This window comes from Flavobacterium lotistagni, from assembly GCF_011392125.1.
GTDB lineage: Bacteria > Bacteroidota > Bacteroidia > Flavobacteriales > Flavobacteriaceae > Flavobacterium > Flavobacterium lotistagni.
This window is the reverse complement of sequence record NZ_JAAJBU010000014.1, coordinates 1-19,365: the sequence shown is the minus strand read 5'-3', so window position 1 is coordinate 19,365 and position 19,365 is coordinate 1. Positions and strand designations below refer to the sequence as shown.

At 44.3% G+C, this 19,365-nt stretch carries 14 protein-coding genes; 6 read left to right on the top strand and 8 right to left on the bottom strand.

The features are described 5' to 3' along the window. Positions 1–55 precede the first annotated feature (55 nt). Positions 56–2,905, bottom strand: coding sequence for an aminomethyl-transferring glycine dehydrogenase (gene gcvP / locus G4D82_RS13060; RefSeq protein ID WP_166337742.1), 2,850 nt, complete (start codon positions 2,903–2,905; stop codon positions 56–58). A 144-nt stretch (positions 2,906–3,049) separates the two neighbouring features. Between gcvP and G4D82_RS13055 the strand changes: the two genes are divergently transcribed. Further along, positions 3,050–3,874, top strand: coding sequence for a UbiA prenyltransferase family protein (locus G4D82_RS13055; RefSeq protein ID WP_166337741.1), 825 nt, complete (start codon positions 3,050–3,052; stop codon positions 3,872–3,874). A 100-nt stretch (positions 3,875–3,974) separates the two neighbouring features. On the opposite strand, the gene G4D82_RS13050 is transcribed toward G4D82_RS13055, so the two are convergent. The 7 genes from G4D82_RS13050 to G4D82_RS13020 form a co-directional block, all read right to left on the bottom strand. Continuing rightward, positions 3,975–4,592, bottom strand: coding sequence for a peptidylprolyl isomerase (locus G4D82_RS13050; RefSeq protein WP_166337740.1), 618 nt, complete (start codon positions 4,590–4,592; stop codon positions 3,975–3,977). A 13-nt stretch (positions 4,593–4,605) separates the two neighbouring features. Continuing rightward, a complete protein-coding gene (locus G4D82_RS13045) occupies positions 4,606–6,633 on the bottom strand; it encodes a M3 family metallopeptidase (RefSeq protein WP_166337739.1) in 2,028 nt (675 codons plus the stop codon). A 262-nt stretch (positions 6,634–6,895) separates the two neighbouring features. After that, positions 6,896–7,378 carry a 5-(carboxyamino)imidazole ribonucleotide mutase gene (gene purE, locus G4D82_RS13040; protein WP_166337738.1) on the bottom strand — a complete coding sequence of 161 codons (483 nt, stop codon included), beginning with the start codon at positions 7,376–7,378 and terminating at the stop codon, positions 6,896–6,898. 208 nt (positions 7,379–7,586) lie between these two features. Then, complete coding sequence (locus G4D82_RS13035; RefSeq protein WP_166337737.1) at positions 7,587–8,741, bottom strand: 5-(carboxyamino)imidazole ribonucleotide synthase; 1,155 nt, start codon at positions 8,739–8,741, stop codon at positions 7,587–7,589. Between the two features lie 97 nt (positions 8,742–8,838). Next, the gene (locus G4D82_RS13030) at positions 8,839–10,473 is read right to left on the bottom strand and encodes a DUF1501 domain-containing protein (RefSeq protein ID WP_166337736.1); all 1,635 of its coding nucleotides are present in this window, start codon (positions 10,471–10,473) and stop codon (positions 8,839–8,841) included. Positions 10,474–10,517: 44 nt separating this feature from the next. Beyond that, positions 10,518–12,167, bottom strand: coding sequence for a DUF1800 family protein (locus G4D82_RS13025; protein WP_166337735.1), 1,650 nt, complete (start codon positions 12,165–12,167; stop codon positions 10,518–10,520). 120 nt (positions 12,168–12,287) lie between these two features. Further along, positions 12,288–12,833 carry a hypothetical protein gene (locus tag G4D82_RS13020; RefSeq protein ID WP_166337734.1) on the bottom strand — a complete coding sequence of 182 codons (546 nt, stop codon included), beginning with the start codon at positions 12,831–12,833 and terminating at the stop codon, positions 12,288–12,290. A 95-nt stretch (positions 12,834–12,928) separates the two neighbouring features. Here G4D82_RS13020 and hpt point away from each other — a divergent pair, with 95 nt between their 5' ends. From hpt to G4D82_RS12995, 5 genes are all read left to right on the top strand, one after another. Then, a complete protein-coding gene (hpt, locus tag G4D82_RS13015; protein ID WP_166337733.1) occupies positions 12,929–13,459 on the top strand; it encodes a hypoxanthine phosphoribosyltransferase in 531 nt (176 codons plus the stop codon). A gap of 50 nt (positions 13,460–13,509) precedes the next feature. Continuing rightward, the gene (locus G4D82_RS13010; RefSeq protein WP_166337732.1) at positions 13,510–14,082 is read left to right on the top strand and encodes an adenylate kinase; all 573 of its coding nucleotides are present in this window, start codon (positions 13,510–13,512) and stop codon (positions 14,080–14,082) included. Between the two features lie 137 nt (positions 14,083–14,219). Continuing rightward, on the top strand, positions 14,220–15,494 hold the full coding sequence (locus tag G4D82_RS13005; RefSeq protein WP_166337731.1) for a hemolysin family protein: 1,275 nt from the start codon (positions 14,220–14,222) through the stop codon (positions 15,492–15,494). Between the two features lie 44 nt (positions 15,495–15,538). Continuing rightward, positions 15,539–16,540, top strand: coding sequence for a GTPase ObgE (obgE, locus tag G4D82_RS13000; protein WP_166337730.1), 1,002 nt, complete (start codon positions 15,539–15,541; stop codon positions 16,538–16,540). 312 nt (positions 16,541–16,852) lie between these two features. Next, positions 16,853–19,003 carry a S46 family peptidase gene (locus tag G4D82_RS12995; protein ID WP_166337729.1) on the top strand — a complete coding sequence of 717 codons (2,151 nt, stop codon included), beginning with the start codon at positions 16,853–16,855 and terminating at the stop codon, positions 19,001–19,003. Positions 19,004–19,365 lie beyond the last annotated feature (362 nt).

Below are 19,365 nucleotides of genomic sequence, written 5' to 3'. Positions count from 1 at the left end.
TGACAAAAAAAGAAATCCCAACTTCTGGTTCGAAATTGGGATTTTGATAAGATATTTATTTTTCCATGTAAGCTTCGATTGGCGCACAACTGCAAATCAGGTTGCGGTCGCCATAAGCATCATCTGCGCGTCGAACCGTTGGCCAGAATTTGTTCTCAGCGATATAATCCAGCGGAAATGCAGCTTGTTCACGTGTATAAGGAAAATTCCAGCTATCGGCAGTGAGCATCGCTAAAGTATGCGGTGAATTCTTCAAGACGTTGTTCGGTTCATCGGCTGAAGCAGCTTCAATTTCCTTACGGATTGAAATCATTGCATCGCAGAAACGATCCAGTTCTTCGAGGTTTTCACTTTCGGTCGGCTCAATCATTAACGTTCCTGCTACCGGGAATGAAACGGTCGGTGCGTGGAAACCGTAATCCATCAAACGTTTGGCAATATCAGTTACTTCAATGCCTTTTTGTTTGAACGGACGGCATTCTAGAATCATCTCGTGTGCGGCACGGCCCATTTCACCGGTATACAAAGTATCGTAATGGCCGTTGAGTTTTTCCTTGATATAGTTGGCGTTCAGAATCGCGAACTGAGTAGCTTGGGTTAAACCTTCCGCTCCGAGCATCGAAATATATCCGTAAGAAATCAAGCAAACCAAAGCCGAACCCCAAGGCGCTGCTGAAATAGCAGTAATCGGAGTATTTCCACCGGTCGGAATTACAGGATTTGTCGGTAAAAACGGAACTAACTGCGGTGCTACGCAAATCGGTCCAACGCCTGGGCCACCGCCACCGTGCGGAATCGCGAAAGTTTTATGAAGGTTCAAGTGGCAAACGTCTGCACCAATAGTTGCCGGATTGGTCAGCCCAACTTGTGCATTCATGTTCGCACCGTCCATATATACTTGACCGCCATTTTCGTGAATAATCTTAGTAACTTCGATGATTGATGCTTCGTAAACGCCGTGGGTCGAAGGATAAGTCACCATCAAACACGATAAGTTATCTTTGTGTAAAATCGCTTTTTCACGCAAATCTTCCACGTCGATGTTTCCGTTTTCTAAAGTTTTCGTAACAACAACTTGCATTCCGGCCATCGCAGCAGAAGCCGGATTGGTTCCGTGTGCCGAAGATGGAATGAGTGCAATATTTCTGTGGTGATCGCCACGTGATTGGTGGTAAGCCCGAATGACCATCAAACCTGCGTATTCACCTTGCGCTCCTGAATTCGGCTGTAAAGTCGTTCCGGCAAAACCGGTAATTACGTTGAGTTGCTGCTCTAATTTCTTGAGCATTTCCTGATAACCTTGTGCTTGGTCGAGCGGCGCAAACGGGTGAATGTTGTTCCATTGCGGGTTGCTCAACGGTAACATTTCCGCCGCAGCATTGAGTTTCATCGTACACGAACCGAGCGAAATCATCGAATGGTTCAACGACAAATCTTTGCGTTCCAACATTTTGATATAACGCATCAACGCAGTTTCCGAATGGTGGTAATTGAAAACTTCGTGTTGTAAAAAAGTGGAAGTTCTTTCCAGATTCTTTGGGAAATTCACAGTATCCAGCAAACCATTAATCGTAGTCGCGGGTTTTCCAAGTGCTGAAGCAAATACCGAAACGATATCATTCAAGTCGTCAATCCCCACGGTTTCATTGAGCGAAATTGAAATCGTCTGTGCATCGATATAATTGAAGTTGATGCCATTTTGTTCCGCAATCTGGCGCACTTTAGCAGCATCAGTTTTCACTGTAATGGTGTCAAAGTACGCGGTATTGGTTTGATACAATCCGAGTTTTTCAAGTTCATTGGCCAAAGTCGCTACCGAAGCATGTACTTTCTTAGCGATATACTTCAATCCTTTCGGTCCGTGATAAACCGCATACATTCCGGCCATTACTGCCAGCAACACCTGTGCGGTACAAATATTCGAAGTTGCTTTGTCGCGTTTGATGTGTTGCTCGCGGGTTTGCAAAGCCATTCTCAAAGCACGGTTTCCGTTGGTGTCTACCGTTACGCCGATAATTCTTCCCGGCATGCTTCTCTTGTATTCTTCCTTTGACGCGAAATAAGCAGCGTGCGGCCCGCCATAACCGAGCGGAATTCCGAAGCGTTGCGTAGTTCCCACCACGACGTCGGCGCCCATTTCTCCCGGAGGCGTCAATAAAGCCAAGCTCAAAATGTCAGCGGCTACCGCTACTTTTATTTCATTGGTTTTGGCTTTGGCGATAAAACCGGCATAATCGTAAACTTGTCCGTATTTGCCCGGATATTGCAAGATCGCTCCGAAATAGTCAGCAGAAAAATCAAAGGTTTCGTGGTTTCCAATGACCAATTCTACACCGATTGGCGTCGAACGGGTTTGCAAAACCGATATAGTTTGTGGCAACAATTCCTCAGAAACGAAGAACTTATTCACGTTGTTTTTCTTTTGGTCGCGCGAACGGACGTCGAACAACAGCGCCATCGCTTCGGCAGCAGCGGTACCTTCATCTAGTAAAGACGCATTGGCGATTTCCATTCCGGTAAGTTCAATGACCATGGTTTGGAAATTCAAAATCGCTTCCAAACGGCCTTGCGCAATTTCGGCTTGATAAGGTGTGTAAGCCGTATACCAACCCGGATTTTCAAAAATATTTCTCTGAATGACCGCCGGAACTATCGCTTGGTGATAACCCAAACCAATATACGAACGGAACATTTTATTCTTATTTCCCAACTCGTGAATATGGTTGGCGAACTCGTATTCGGTCATCGCCGGATCTAAATTCAGCGGCGCTTTAAGCCTAATATCGTCAGGCAAAGTTTCGTAGATGAGCTGGTCAATCGAGTCGGCCCCGATGGTTTTCAGCATATGGGTCACATCTTCTTCTCTGGGCCCGATGTGGCGTAAGGCAAAAGCGTCTGTTTTCATAAAATGTAGCTAGGAATAAAGCGTGTTTTTTCGATGCACAAATTTATAGATTATTCTCAAAAAAGCGCTGTCTTTAACCTTTCGTTTTAGGGAATTTTTTAACCAAATCGGCTTCTTATTAACAGTTTGGTTTAAATTTGTGTTATGGGTATTTTCAAACGGCTTTTCGATTTTTACCTGCAAAGCAGCATGCATGTGGCGCTTTCAGTTTTGGCGTTGATTCAAATCACCGGCTTCGTACTTGATTTGCCTTCAGATTGGGCGATGTCCGGCTTCGGGTATTTCGGAACCATTGTCGGTTACAATTTCGTCAAATACGACGCATTGGCCCGTATCGGAAAGCCGCCACTCAGCTTGAATTTGAAACTGTTTATACTGGTTAGTGCGGTTTCTTTTCTAGCTGCTGCTTACTGTTTTCTAAAATTGCAGCCCATTACACAAATCATTTCTGTGGTTTGCGTATTAATAACGGCTTTGTACACTTTGCCTTTTTTTCCGAACCACAAAAGCGCGCGCAGTTGGGCCGGACTCAAGATTTATATTGTCGCGCTTTGTTGGGTGGGCGTAACGGTTGTTTTGCCGGTCATCAACGCCGGAGCAGCATTGACTACTGATTTTTACATCGTCTGTGTCAAACGTTTTCTATTGATAGTAGTCTTGCTTTTTATCTTCGAAATTATTGACCTCGCTTGGGACGATCCGCACCTGAAGACCGTTCCGCAGCAAATAGGCGTAGTCAATACTAAGAAACTTGGAGTGCTTCTATTGGTAATTTTCCTGATGCTCGAACTTTTGCAAGTCGGAAAAAGTGGGCCGCACTTCATGGCAAGCATCATGCTGATTGGGCTGACTACAGCTTTTTTGCTTTTCGCCCACCAGCGCCGTTCTCGCTATTACACCATGTTCTGGGCAGAAAGTATTCCCATGGTTTGGTGGCTGGTTCTGGTTTTGATGGATTGTTTTTATTAGGGCGTTTCCCTCTGGGCCGGGCTGTCCGCACTCGCTTTTTTGGCTCCGCTGCGCTGCTCCAAAAAGAGCTCAAACAAAGCTCCCATCCCTAACGCAACCTTTAGTCTGCGATATAAGCCTTTTCAATCAAATCCAGTTTCGGATAAGTTGTATAAAACTGCCCGCGGTTCTGGTAAAGGTTTTCATCATCCATAGAATCTTCGCCATAACCGGAATACAGTTTTTCGACATTTTCCATTCCCGAAGTGACTTTTCCAAACGCAGGAAATCCTTTCACGCCTTGATAGTTCAAGGTATCCAAAACCGAATTGTCTTTCAAATTGATAAACAAGTCCAAATCGCGGGTTTCTTTGCCATCGCGCGCAAAGCTCACCGTTCCTTTGAGGTTGCCCAAACGCACCGGCTCGTCGGGAATCTTAATTTTCCGCCACTGGTTCATCACCAAAGTATCGGTATTGCCGAATTGCGCCACAAAATCTTTTACTACGCGATAAAAAATGCCATTGTCATAATAGCCGTGCTTCACTAGTTGATAAAATCGGTCAGCGGCTTTAGGCGATAAATGCCGCTCCACTGTAATGGTAAAGTCGCCTTTCGTGGTTTCGAATTTCGCAGTGAAAACCTCAGGTGCCACTTCGCGAGTCCATTCGGTTTTGAACTTAGTTTGCTCACAAGCTGCAAAAAACACTAGAGTTAATAAAAGAATCAGTTGGCGCATCCTCAAGATTTCATTAGATCAATCCGGCTCTTTTAAGTAAAGCCTCTGGTTTGGGCTCTTGTCCGCGAAAACGCTTATACAAAACCATCGGTGGTTCGGTGCCACCTTTTGATAAAACATTCTCCTTGAATTTCGTCGCGATATCTTTGTTGAAAATCCCATTTTCCTTGAAGTATTCAAACGCATCGGCATCGAGCACTTCTGCCCATTTGTAGCTGTAATAACCTGAAGAATAACCGCCTTGGAAAATGTGTGAGAAAGCCGTACTCATGGCATTTTCGGGCACATCAGGATAAAGTTGCGTGTCGGCAAATTGCTCCAGTTCAAATTGTTTGACATCGTTAATGTGCGTCGTGTCTTGTCCGTGCCAGCCCATATCGAGCAAGCCGAAACTCAGTTGCCGCAAAGTCGCCATGCCTTCCTGAAAACTCGCGCTTTCCCTGATTTTCTCCACTAATTCCATAGGAATCATCTCGCCGGTTTGGTAATGTCTGGCGAACAATTCCAAGGCTTCGGCTTCGTAGCACCAGTTTTCCATGATCTGGCTCGGCAATTCGACAAAATCCCAATAAACAGACGTTCCTGAAAGGTTCGGGTAAACCGTGTTGGCCAACATGCCGTGCAAGCCGTGTCCAAACTCGTGGAATAAAGTCGTGACTTCGTTGAAAGTCAGCAGCGACGGTTTGGTTTCGGTAGGTTTGGTAAAATTGCAAACGTTCGAAATATGCGGACGCTCGTTCACACCGTCTTTTACATACTGCGATTTGAACGATGTCATCCAAGCGCCGTTGCGTTTTCCTTTGCGCGGGAAAAAGTCGGCGTAGAAAACAGACACTAAATTTCCGTTTTCGTCTTTGACTTCGTAGGTCATGACTTCTTCGTGGTATTTGTCGATGTCGAAAATTTCGGTAAAGGTCAATCCGTAGAGTTTGTTGGCTACCGTGAACGCGCCTTCGAGTACTTTCTCGAGTTGGAAATAAGGTTTGAGTTGTTCGTCATCGAGTGCAAAAAGTTGTTGTTTGAGCTTTTCCGAATAATAAGCGCCGTCCCATTTTTCGAGTTTTTCAATGCCGTGCAAATCTTTGGCAAACTGCGAAAGTTGCTTGAATTCGCGTTCGGCTGCAGGTTTGGCTTTGGCGAGCAAATCGGCTAAAAATAATTTCACTTTCTCGGGGCTTTGGGCCATGCGTTCCTCGAGCACGAAATGGGCGTGGGTTTGATAGCCTAGCAATTGGGCTCTTTCAAAACGCAACTTGGCAATCTTGAGCACGATTTCTTGGTTGTCATGCTCATTCTTTTGGAAACCTTTTGCACCGTAAGCCAATGCCAGTGTTTTGCGCAAATCGCGGTTGTCGGCATACGTCATAAACGGCACATAGCTCGGGAAATCCAGCGTGAAAATCCAGCCGTCTTTGTCTTGGTTTTTGGCGAGCAATCTGGCGGCTTCAATAGCGCCTTCGGGCAAACCGGCCAAATCTTGATCGTCGGTCAAGTGCAGTTGGAAGGCGTTGGTCTCGGCCAAGACGTTTTCGCCGAATTGCAAGCTCAGCATCGAAAGTTCTTTGTCTATTTCGCGCAGTTTTTCTTTTTTGTCTTCGGGCAAATTGGCTCCGTTTCTAGAGAAGCCTTTATAAGTTTTATCTAAAAGCGTGGTTTGTTCGGGCGTGAGTTTTAGGTTTTCCTTCTGTTCGTATACGGCTTTCACTTTAGCAAACAAAGCGGCATTAAGCCTGATGTCGTTGCTGAATTCAGACAATAACGGCGAGACTTCCTGCGCAATTTGTTGCAACTCGTCATTGGTTTCGGCCGAATGCAGGTTGAAGAAGATATTCGAAACGCGGTCTAAAGTATCGCCGCTGAATGCTAAGGCTTCTATGGTATTTTCAAAAGTGGGCGTCTCAGGATTGTTCACGATCGCATCGATTTCTGCACGCGCCATTGAGATTGCTTCCTTAAAAGCCGGCATGAAATCTTCGTTTTTGATTTTCGAAAAAGGCGCTGTATCGTATTTGGTGTGGAATTTTTGTGTGAGGATATTCATTTGATATGGGAAATAGTATTTAGGGTTTAGTGGTTAGTGTCTGATTGTGATTTTGCTTTTAAATGGGTGTAAAGTTCTTGAAGTTTTTTCTCGCAAAGGCGCAAAGGCGCAAAGTTTTTTGGAAACGAAATTTTAATGGTAAAATAAAGTTCTTATATATTCGGAAGCCCTAGCCCCGGTTGCAGCGGCATCCTTTTGTGTAGCTTAAGCGGAGCAAAAGATAGAGCGAAAAACGGGAAACAGCTCCTAAAAAAAGGCAAAATTATTTCCGGAGTTTTTTAGACGATTCATTGACCGCAGCCTTCAGGCTTTCCTTATAGGCGACGATCTGTTGCTGCACGTTCGCATCGTGGCTGCCGATAATCTGAGCTGCCAGAATTCCTGCATTTTTCCCGCCATTGAGCGCCACCGTAGCGACCGGAACACCACCGGGCATTTGCAGAATCGACAACACGCTGTCCCAACCGTCGATCGAATTGCTTGATTTGACCGGAACGCCAATCACCGGAAGCGGCGACATTGAAGCCACCATACCGGGCAAATGGGCCGCGCCACCGGCTCCTGCGATAATCACCGCGATGCCTTTTTTGTGCGCATTCTGGCTGAAATCAAACAGTTTTTCGGGCGTTCGGTGCGCCGAGACGATGTCGGTTTCGGTCTCAATCCCGAAGCTTTTCAGGATATCAATGGCTTCCTGCATGACGGGCATGTCAGAAATACTTCCCATGACAACAGCTACTTTCATTTAATGAATAATTAATAGTTAATAATTAATAATGGCGTTGCCTTTTCACACCTGCCAACGCACCTGCTGGCTCCTCGCTAAAACAGTCCACTAGACTGTTTCTTTACGCTCGGCCCGGCCCGGGCTGTCCGCACTCGCTTTTTTCCGCTTTGGTCAGCGCAAAAAGAGCTCAAACAATGCTACCATCCCTAACGCGGCCTCAGTGCCTTTATTCACTGACGACGCGGATGGTATTCTTCACTTCCTCAGCAATCTTCCTGGCGCGCGCCATGTCTTCGTTCACGATCGTCACATGCCCCATTTTCCGAAACGGGCGCATTTGCCTTTTGCCGTATATGTGTGGCGTGACGCCATCAATCTTTAAAATATTTTCTATGTTCTCGTATTTCACGTTGCCTGAAAATCCTTCGGCACCTACCAGGTTCACCATAATTCCTGCGACTTTGCTTTCTGTATTCCCGAGCGGTAAGCCTAAAATCGCGCGCAAGTGGTTCTCGAATTGCGAAGTATAACTGGCCTCAATCGAGTAATGCCCTGAATTGTGCGGTCGTGGCGCTACTTCGTTCACCAGGATTTCGTCATTCTCGGTTTGGAACATTTCCACGGCGAGCAAGCCGACGGGTTCAAAAACATCGGCGACTTTCAGAGCGATTTCTTTTGCTTTTTGGGCTACATTTTCGTCAATCCGCGCAGGGCAAATCACATATTCGACTTGGTTGGCTTCGGGATGGAATTCCATTTCCACGACGGGATAAGTTTTGATTTCACCAACTGCCGAGCGCACGACAATCACCGCGAGTTCGTTTTTGAACGGAACCATTTCCTCGGCGATGCATTCTACATTAGGCAAATTCTTCAGGTCGTTTTCAGAGCGAATTACTTTTACACCATAGCCGTCGTAACCGAATTCGGTGCATTTCCAAACGAAAGGCAAGGCTAGCGCCTTATTTTGAATGTTGAATGCTAAATGTTGAATGTCGGCAAACCGTAGAAATTTTGCGGTGGGAATCTGATGTTTTATGTATTGTTCTTTCTGCACGCCTTTGTTCTGGATTTTCCTTAGCGTTTTCGGAGATGGAAAAACTTTTTTGCCTTCACTTTCGAGTTGTTCCAAAGCTAGAAGATTCACGAGTTCGATTTCGAAAGTGAGTATATCGACTTGTTTTCCGAAATCATAAACGGTATCGAAATCCATCAAATCACCTTGAAAGAATTGGTGACAAGCAATTTTACACGGTGCATCGGCACTAGGATCGAGCACGAAAGTTTGGATGTCCCATTTTCGAGTTTCCGCCAGCAGCATTTTACCGAGTTGGCCGCCACCGAGAATTCCGAGGGTGAAATCGGAAGAGAAATATTGCATGGTGTTGTTGTTGCGTTTTTGCAAAGATACTCAGTAAAGCACTATAACGCCATGGTGTTTCTAAATAAATTTAAACACTACTTTCTGTAGTAGTGGCTTATCTGCGAATGAATATTTTTTTGGGATAATTCCCTTGAGAAGTGCTAACGATAAGATTGTACAAGCCGATAGAAAGTTGATTCACTGCAATTGTGTAGTCGTTGGTGGTGAGTGGATTAGTGAATTTTTTTACAAATTTTCCATCGATAGTATAGACGGTTATTGAGAAAATAGCATCCATAGAATGTACACTAATGGTTTCCGATTTCGGATTGGAATATACAATAATATCGTTGTTGGTATTGAATTCATTGGCGGTTAAAACGGCATCGGAATAACAGGAAATTGGAATGAGATTTTGAGCGTTAATCAAAGCGTCGATTTTATTTCCAGAAAAACCAGTCGCTTGTGTGTAATCGTAAAAGGTTAAGTCTAGCACAGAATTTCCGGCGCCCAACCAATCTTGTAAAATCGTGCTAAATACCCTTCTGTAGTCATGCTGAATGGTTTGAACTTGGTAGTTGTTCTCAGAGGTGGCTTCGCTTAAATTGATATTCGTTCCTGAAACTCCCGGACTTACAGCACTTCCAAAAACAAACATCGGTGCAATTTCGCCATGATCTGTTCCCAAGCCTCCATTTTCTCCCGCTTTTCTGCCAAATTCTGAAAACGTTACAGCAAGAATATCGTTGTTCAAGCCTTGATTATTCATGTCATTAATAAAACTCGAAATAGCTCCGGAAAGCTCAGACAACAAATCAGCATGCTTGCCTAAATGAGGTGTCGCTGTATCGGCAACTTGTTGATTGTGCGTGTCAAATCCGCCGATTTTGACTAGGTAAACTTTGGTTTGCAAACCTCCGGAAATGAACTTGGCTACCGTTTTTAATTGGTTCGATAAGCCATTGTTGGCGTAAGTTACGGTATTGGTTCCGCTGTTGAATGCAGTCGAAATGGTTTGGGCGTAGGTATTGGTAGAAGTATCATTGTTTAAAATGTATTGAATCAAATCACCATATTCAGAGTCGGGAATTACCGATGGAGCTGGTCCACCCAATCCGTTTACAATCGAATAGAACCCTGAAGGATCTTGGCCATTGATGTTCAATGACATTCCATGCTCGGTTTCGCCATGAAAACCTAGAGAGTTTTCGCTACTGCCCAACTGAATTCCCAATGGGAAATTAGCAGATAAAAAATCGGCATAATAATGTTCTAAAAAACGACCCATCCAACCGCTCTGAAATGCATTGTTTGCTGGTGTTCCATCGCCTCCGGTTAACCATAAATCAGTAGATTTAAAATGAGATTTGTCTTGGTTGGGATAACCCACTCCTTGAATCAATCGCATGAAGCCGCTGTCGTACAAGCTCTTAAAACCAACTAGAGCAGGGTGCAATCCTACTTGGTTTTCAAGTGCCAAGGTAGTATCGAGGTTGATGACGCTATTGGCTCCTGTATTGTCTAATTTTATAGTTGGACGCAATGCCGCATAGGTGTCATATTGGTTCAACGGAACGACTGTGTTAATCCCGTCATTGGCACCAGAGAGTTGAATTAGCACTATTTTTTTGCCGCTGATATCCGGACAAGTACTCATTCCTGCAGATTGAAACAGCGCAAAAACTTCAGTAGGCAAAAGCGATAAAACACTTGTTGTTGCGCTTAACTTGATAAAACTTCTTCTTTTCATTTTTTTTAGTTTGAAATGGTATGGTCAAGGATCTAGTGCTCTATTTAAAAAATCTGTGATTCCGGTGCGCTTAAAAGTTTAGTCACCAAAAGCTTAAGTCTAGGCTCAACCACTGAATTATCTGCGCTCGAGAGATAAGTGCTCCAAGCATCCGTCCAATAGTAGTTTGCCGAACCTTGTAACAAAAAGGAGTTCATGAAATACGCTACTCGTTCTGCATCAGGTGCTTGTGCAAATAAAGCGTTACACAATTCGGTAGTTAAACCCACAGGATCTGAGGCATCTGTAACCAATCCGCCATTTTGGATTACTGCTGAAATATTGATTTTTGCCGCTATATTGGTATTGCCGCTAATCCGATTTACACCATCTAATAAAGATTCACCCAATCGGTAACGTGCAATTAGGGTAGAGGAAGAAATCCAGTTTTTATCAAAATCAGGCGCTTGATGATAAGCCAAATGTCCGGCTACATTTTCAGGATCAAACAAAATCATATTCGATCCGGTCAAGAAAGTATCATGGGCAAACTTGTTCCAAAACTGATGGTAAAAATTCAAAGCATCTGTAGTCGGATGGGGAATTGTAGCTTGCAGATAAGTGCAAATTTCAGAGAGTTGTTGCAGCGGAGATTTTATGATCGCTCCTAGGGTTTCGTCTGTGGCATTGCTGTCGTCTAAGTCATAAAAATGCTGACTTTCTAGTAGTTTCCTGACCGTAGGCGCAATCTCATAATTGTTGTTGTATAGAAATTGGGCCAGAGGTGTGATGATGTCGGCTTCAACTTCTTCAGTAATGGTTCCTTTGACAAAGTAAATGTAGAGTTTACGGCAAATGTTTTTAGCTGTAGCCATCTGATTGAAAACCATCTCAACAAAATCGCTCAATTCGATATCCATGGTGGCGGCATCGGTAGCCGGATTGATGGTGGTATTGTTGAATGCACTACTGAATACTTTTGGGCTCAAATGATGTTGCGAAAACACATTATATCCTTTCGGAATTCCGGTGATTGGGTCAATGACTGTTCGGTCATTTTTGCGTTTAAAACCCGTTAAAACTCTTGCGGCTTGTACTATATCGGCTTCGGTGTAATTGGTATAGTTTCCTTCGGCGATTTGCGGACCTTTTCCTATGGTAAAAAGTTCTAGAAATTCACGCGCATAGTTTTCATTAGGAGCATTTTTATTGTTTGTAGTGTTGTTGAGGTAGTTTAACATCGAGTTGTCTACAGTTACTTTTTTAGCCAAAGTTTTGTAGTTGCCGAAAGCATAAAAAAGAAGCAGTCTAAGGTGATCGTAAAACTCGGTGGAAGTGCCCGCGCCATTAGATTTTTCAACCGTAAATCGAGTAGATAGAAAGTGCGAAAGCTTGAACTTTAAAGTAGGTGTATGTATCGCATTGTACCACCACCAACCTGATGTAACCGAAGCCTTTCTGGCTTGGCCTGTAAATGTGGCCGGAAGTGCTGTCGATTCTGTCCAGAAACCATCTGGGGCAGCGGTTGGGAGCGGGTCATATGGTAAAGCCAATACCAAAGGACTGTCTTGCAGCAATAAATCCAAGGCTTGCGAAGGTGTTAGGAGTGAGAATTGGTCGACTAAAGTTTTTGAATAAACAAAAGTGCTTCGTTTCAAAAGATGTTTCGCAAAAACAGCTCCGAGCGGATTCGTGTACGGATTCAGTGATGCCATAGTTTTTTGTTTTTTTAGATGGAATTTGGGCCTTAAGGTTTAATGGTATTGTTAAAGAAATCTAAAAATAATATTTTTAATTGATATTCAGCAGCTTACCAAAAAAATATTTTCAGAATTTCAACCAATCAATCGGATTTTTTTTAAAACTTCTTTAGCGGCTGCTTTGTAACCGGCCGATTGCTGGGTGTAGTCTTTATCAATAATGTTTTGTAGTTCTTCCTTGAGCCAAGTTTGCTTTTTGGCATAGTGCGCTAAAGTATAAAGTGCGTTGGCTTTCGGGGCGATTTTGATTTCGTCTTTAATGAGCCAATCCAGTGCGATTTCGATGCATTGTTGTTGTTGCACTTCGGTTAGGAAAGCAGGTTTTGCTAGCGTCATAAAAAGAACAATGCGCGAAGAACCCCGAATGGCTGATTCGTGGCGGTATTGCGGAATCATTTCTAATAGTTTCGAGGCAAAAGGTTGCAAAGTTGCCGCTTTCTTTTCGGCTAGCATTTCTAAAAGCCAAATGCCTTTGTGGTGATTTTTGTTTTTAAGGTTAGTGCCAAAGGCAATCAAATCCGGCATTATTTCCGGGTTTTCGAGTAGGAAATCAAACAAGGCATTGCGGCATTTCAGACCGGCGTTGGCCTTGGCTAATCGGTTAAAAAAAATCGGTTCCATCAGGTAAATATATCAAATTTGCAAAAAAGTCTGGGTGTGTAGGGGTTAATCCTTTGAGACTTATTAAATTTGTGCCTTATTTTAAAACCGATTCCATGATACAACTGCACGACAAACAGTTTGTTCCGTTCATTTCAGCGGAAGAGATTGATTTTGCTATCGCCAACATGGCCAAACAGATGGACGATGATTTCTTCGACGATGTGCCGGTGTTCATCGGGGTGCTCAACGGCGCTTTCATGGTCATGGCCGATTTAATGAAGCATTACCGCGGCATGTGCGAAGTGAGTTTCGTGAAAATGGCTTCTTATGAAGGCACGCAATCCACCAACGAGGTCAAGCAGCTTATCGGCCTGAACCAAAACCTCGAAGGCAAAACCGTTGTAGTAGTAGAAGATATCGTCGATACAGGCAATACCATCGAAGAACTCAAAGCGATTTTCAAACAGCAGAAAGTCAAGCATTTCAAGATCGCGACTTTGTTCTTGAAACCTGACGCCTACAAAAAAGATATCAAGCTCGATTACGTCGGCATTAGAATCCCAGACAAGTTTATCGTGGGCTATGGCCTAGATTACGACGGCCTCGGACGCAATTTACCAGACATTTACCAACTAGCAGAATAATCACCTAACTCAGTCACTCAGCCACTTAGCGACTTAGCAACTTAAAAAAAATGATCAACATCGTTCTTTTCGGAAAACCCGGCGCCGGCAAAGGCACCCAAGCCGAATTTTTAAAAGGGAAATACAACCTCACGCATCTGTCTACCGGCGATATTTTCAGGTACAACATCAAAAATGAAACGGCATTGGGCCAACTCGCCAAAACCTACATGGACCAAGGCGATTTGGTGCCCGATGAAGTCACCATTCAAATGTTGCAAAGCGAAGTCGACAACAACCCACAATCGAGCGGTTTTTTATTCGACGGTTTCCCGAGAACCATTGCGCAGGCCCAAGCTCTAGACGCGTTTTTAGAATCGAAAGGCCAGAAAATTACCGCGACAATCGCCCTAGAAGCCGACGACGAAATTCTAGTGCAACGCTTGCTAGAAAGAGGCAAAACCTCGGGCCGCCCAGACGATCAAGACGAGGAAAAAATCCGCAACCGTTACGACGAATACAACCAGAAAACCGCGCCGCTGATGCAGTTCTACCAAGAGCAAGGCAAATTTCACGCGGTCGACGGCATTGGTTCGATTGCCGAGATTACTGAGCGTTTGAGTAACGTCATCGATCGTTTATAACAATTTTCTATTTTTTTAGAAGCTATTCCGGCTGTTCGTTCCTACCTTTGCCGCTGAACCCCAGCGCCAAAGGGTAACCACTTCCATCCGGGCTAGGGCATTTCGTTGGCCCATACGTTTAACCAATCATTCAACTTTTGGAAATACTCATTATCCTTTTTCTAATCTTGCTCAACGGCGTTTTCTCGATGTCTGAAATCGCTTTGATTTCTGCGCGCAAAAGTCGTCTGGAAACCGCAGCCAAGAAAGGCCAGCACAACGCCAAAACTGCACTGGATTTGGTCAATTCGCCAAACAAGCTGCTCTCGACTGTACAGATCGGGATTACCTTGATTAGCATCTTGACGGGTATTTATTCCGGTGATAAAATTACCGAAGATGTGCGCCTTTTTATTGAAGGTTTTGCTTTTCTCAAACCCTACTCACATTCGCTTTCGGTGGGTGTTGTTGTCGTGATTCTGACTTACTTTTCATTAGTACTCGGCGAATTATTGCCTAAAAGAATTGGGCTCAACTATCCAGAAGCCATAGCCAAATCGGTAGCGATTCCGATGAAGTTTATCTCGCAAGTGACCGCGCCGTTCATTTGGTTATTGACTATGTCTACCGACGGTTTGCTCAATTTGTTCAACATCAAACCCACCGCCGACGGAAAAGTCACCGAAGACGAAATTAAAGCCATTATCAAAGAAGGAACGGAAGTCGGTGAAGTACAGGAAATCGAGCAAGACATCGTGGAGCGCGTGTTCCATATCGGCGACAGAAAAGTCAACTCGCTAATGACGCACCGCAGTTCTGTAGTTTACTTATCACTTGAAGACAGCGTCGAGGAACTCAAAGCCAAAGTGCTTGAAGAACTGCATTCGGTGTATCCGGTTTGTGGCGAAACCCTTGATGAAGTGATTGGCGTGGTCTTGCTCAAAGATTTATTCGTCGGTTTTGAAACTGGCAAATTCAATCTGAAGAAAATCACCAAAGATCCGGTCTACTTGATCGAACAAACATCAGCTTATAAAGCGCTAGAGAATTTCAAACGCTCGAAAGTGCATTACGCTTTTGTGATGGACGAGTTCGGGGTTTTTCAGGGCATCATCACCCTGAACGATATTTTGGAAGCACTCGTGGGCGATGCCTCGGATTTCGATGATGATGAATATAGGCTTGTTGCCAACGACGACAACTCCTGGACGATTGATGGGCAATATTCACTGCATGACTTCCTGACTTATTTCGATCTGGATGAACTCACTAGCGATTATGAAGTGACCACTGTGAGTGGTTTTGTGATTACCGAATTGGGCAACATTCCGAAAAAAGGCGAGAAACTGATCTGGCAGAAATTCGAACTCGAAGTGCTCGAAATGGACGGCGTTAAGATTGGTAAAGTAGGTATGCGAGCCATAAAAGAATAACGGTTGTTTGACCAACAACCAACAACCATCAACCAGCAACTAAAATGACAGAAGGCAATTTCGTAGACTACGTTAAAATATATGTTTCTTCCGGTAAAGGAGGGAAAGGTTCCACGCATTTGCATCGCGAGAAATTTATTGAAAAAGGTGGCCCTGATGGCGGCGACGGCGGACGCGGTGGCCATGTATATCTCGTCGGCAACAGTGGCCTCTGGACTTTGTTCCATTTGAAGTTTGCGCGTCACGTGAAAGCGGGTCATGGCGGCGATGGCGGTAGTTCTCGCAGTACGGGTCACGACGGTGAAGACAAAATCATCGAAGTACCACTGGGCACCGTAGTACGCGATTTTGAAACCAACGAAATTTTGTTCGAAATTACCCAAGACGGAGAAAAGAGAATTCTTGCTCCCGGCGGGAAAGGCGGTCTAGGAAACTGGCATTTCAGAAGCGCTACGAATCAAACCCCACGTTATGCGCAACCTGGTTTGCTTGGCGTTGAAATGGATGTAGTTTTGGAGTTGAAAGTCTTAGCCGATGTAGGCTTGGTTGGTTTTCCGAATGCAGGAAAATCTACGTTGCTTTCTGTGCTGACTTCCGCTAAACCGAAAATTGCCGATTATCCGTTTACGACATTGAAGCCGAATTTGGGCATTGTGGCTTACCGCGATTTTCAGTCGTTCGTGATGGCGGACATTCCCGGAATCATTGAAGGCGCTGCGGAAGGAAAAGGATTAGGGCATTACTTTTTGCGCCACATTGAACGGAACTCGACACTTTTATTTTTAGTTCCCGCCGATGCACCCGACATCAAAGCAGAATATGATATTTTAGTGAATGAACTTGCGCAGTACAACCCTGAATTGCTTGATAAAGAGCGATTGCTTGTGGTTTCCAAATGCGATATGCTCGATGACGAACTGCGCGCCGAAATGAAAAAGCAACTCGACAAAGACTTCAAGAACATTCCTTATTTGTTTATCTCGTCCGTGGCTCAGCAAGGGCTAACTGAACTGAAGGACAAACTTTGGAAGATGTTGAATGATTGATATTCAGCACTAGATAAAATTGAAGTGTTTCTGCAAAGGAGCACTTTTTTATTTTGTTCTTGTTGGTAAAGATGATTCGCGACAGGGATAGCAGCGGCAGCCCACAGCCGCGCAGCACAGCGGAGCGGCGAGGACTTCAGCGGATAGCCCGGCCGTTCGCCATACAATCAATTAATAATGAATAATGAATAATTTTCTTTGAAAAATGCGCTATATTCGCAGGCGCAATTCTGGTTTTTGTTGAGGGTTGTAACAAATTTTATAACCATCAGACTACTAGCTCGCTTTATTAACTAATTCAATTTATTACCCATGAAAAAAATGATTTTATCCCTAATCGTCGGGATGATGCTTTTGCCAATGAGCGTGAAGGCCGACGAGGGAATGTGGTTCTTGATGTTTATCGAAAGACTCAACCACCGCGACATGCAAAAAATGGGGTTGCAGCTGACTGCAGAGGAAATCTACAGCATCAACCACCACAGTTTGAAAGATGCCATTGTGCAGTTTAACGGCGGTTGTACCGCAGAACTGATTTCGAAAGACGGTTTGGTTTTAACCAACCACCACTGCGGCTACGATGCTATTGCAGAATTGTCATCGGCAGAGAAAAATTACCTTAAAGATGGCTATTGGGCGGCCAATCGTAAAGCCGAGATGAAGCCTTCGAGTTTATTCGTGCGTTTCTTCGTCAGAATGGACGATTGCACCAAGCGAATCTTAGCCCAGCTCAACGACAAAATGACTGAGCAAGAGCGCGAGAAAGCCATCAATGCTGAGATTGCCAAAATTGAAAAAGAAAATAACGAAGGCGGGAAATATGTAGTTTCTGTGCGTCCGTTTTTCCAAGGAAACGAGTTCTACTATTTCGTTTACCAAGATTATAAAGATGTGCGTTTGGTAGGAACACCACCAGAGAGTTTAGGGAAATATGGAGGTGACACCGACAACTGGGAATGGCCACGTCACACCGCAGATTTTTCGATGTTCCGCGTTTACGCTGACAAAAACGGAAATCCAGCCGATTATTCAGAAAACAATGTGCCGTTGGCTCCGAAACACTATTTGCCAGTGAATTTGGGCGGTGTAAAAGAAAACGACTTCGCGATGATTTTGGGCTATCCGGGCAGAACCAACCGTTGGATGCCGGCTGCCGGAATCGAGCAAAACGTAAAATATTCTTACCCTGCTTGGGTTGAAGGCGCAAAAACCGGAATGGACGCCATGAAAAAATACATGGATCAAAGTGCTGACTTGCGTTTGAAATACGCTTCAAAGTATGCCTCAACTGCAAACTACTGGAAAAACCGTCAAGGAATGATTGATGCGCTGACCAAATTCGGAACAGCCAAATCCAAAGCGGCTCAAGAAGCGAAATTCGACAAATGGGCGAACAAGGCTGAAAACAAAGCCAAATACGGAAGTGCGGTAACCAATATCAACAAATTCTACGGCATGACCAACGAAAAGGCACGTCATGACAACTACCTTCAACAATTGTTCAGAACCACTGCATTCGGTACTATCGGAAGAACTATCGGAAGACAACTCGATACTTACGCCAAAGCCGATGCGGCCAAGCGTGCTGAAATGGCTCCAGAAATTCTAGCTGGTGCTGAAGAAATGTTCAAAGAAGTTCATATTCCGGCAGAGAAAGATTTATTGGCAGCCCAATTGAAATTGTACGCGACCAAATCAACCGGTTACGCGATTGCGCCGATGGTAGAGAAAATCGGAAAAGAGAACAACAACGATTTTTCTAAATACGCCAGTGCTGCCATCGATATGAGTATCCTGACTTCTGTAGATAAAATCAAAGCATTCCTTGATTATCCGATGCAATCTGTTTTAGACAATGACCCGATTTACACTTTGTCGAACGATATGGTTTCGCATTTCAGTTCAAAATCTGATGCAATTGCCAAGGCTCAAAACGAATACGGAGCTGGTTTCCGTGCTTTAGTGCAAGGTTTGCGTGAGTCTAAAATTGCTTCCATTCAGTATCCGGATGCGAATTCTACTTTGCGTTTGACTTACGGAAAAGTACGTGCGTTGCCAGCAGACAAACGCAATGATGCTAAAATCAACAACTACACGACCATGGACGGTATGGTGAAGAAATATAAAAAAGGCGACGAAGAATTCGATATGCCAACGCGAGTGTTAGACATGAATGCGAAAAAAGACTACGGTCGTTTTGTTGACAAAGATGGGTCTATGCACGTGAACTTCCTTACTGACAATGACATTACCGGAGGAAACTCAGGTTCTCCAGTACTCAATGGCAAAGGTGAGCTTATCGGTTTGGCTTTCGACGGCAACATTGAAGCCATGGCTGGCGATGTAATTTTCGACAAGAATTTGCAGAGAACCATCAACGTCGACATCCGTTATGTTTTATGGGTAATTGAAAATTACTCAGGCGCCAAACATATCGTAGATGAAATGACTTTGGTAAAGTAATCTGAAAATAAAACCAATAAGAAATCCGTCTTGCGCAAGTGAGACGGATTTTTTTATGGCGTTGCGGTATTTCAGGAGCCGGGAACCTGCTGTACGCTGTATCTTTTTAAACCTTCCAGGTTTTCAAAACCTGGAAGGTTTAAAAAGGATGCCGCTGCCATCAGGGCTAGTACATTAGTGAAAATCAAGAAAAATTGTTTTAAAATAAAACTAGGCCTTATACCTGAAGTCCACTGGACTTTTATTCCACTACGTTCCATACAATTCGCCCGTTGGGCTCGGGTCTCCTCTTAATATGCTCCGCCAGTTCGCAATACTCGTGTCACCCGAGGCTTTAGCCGAACAGAGCGAAGCTAAATCAT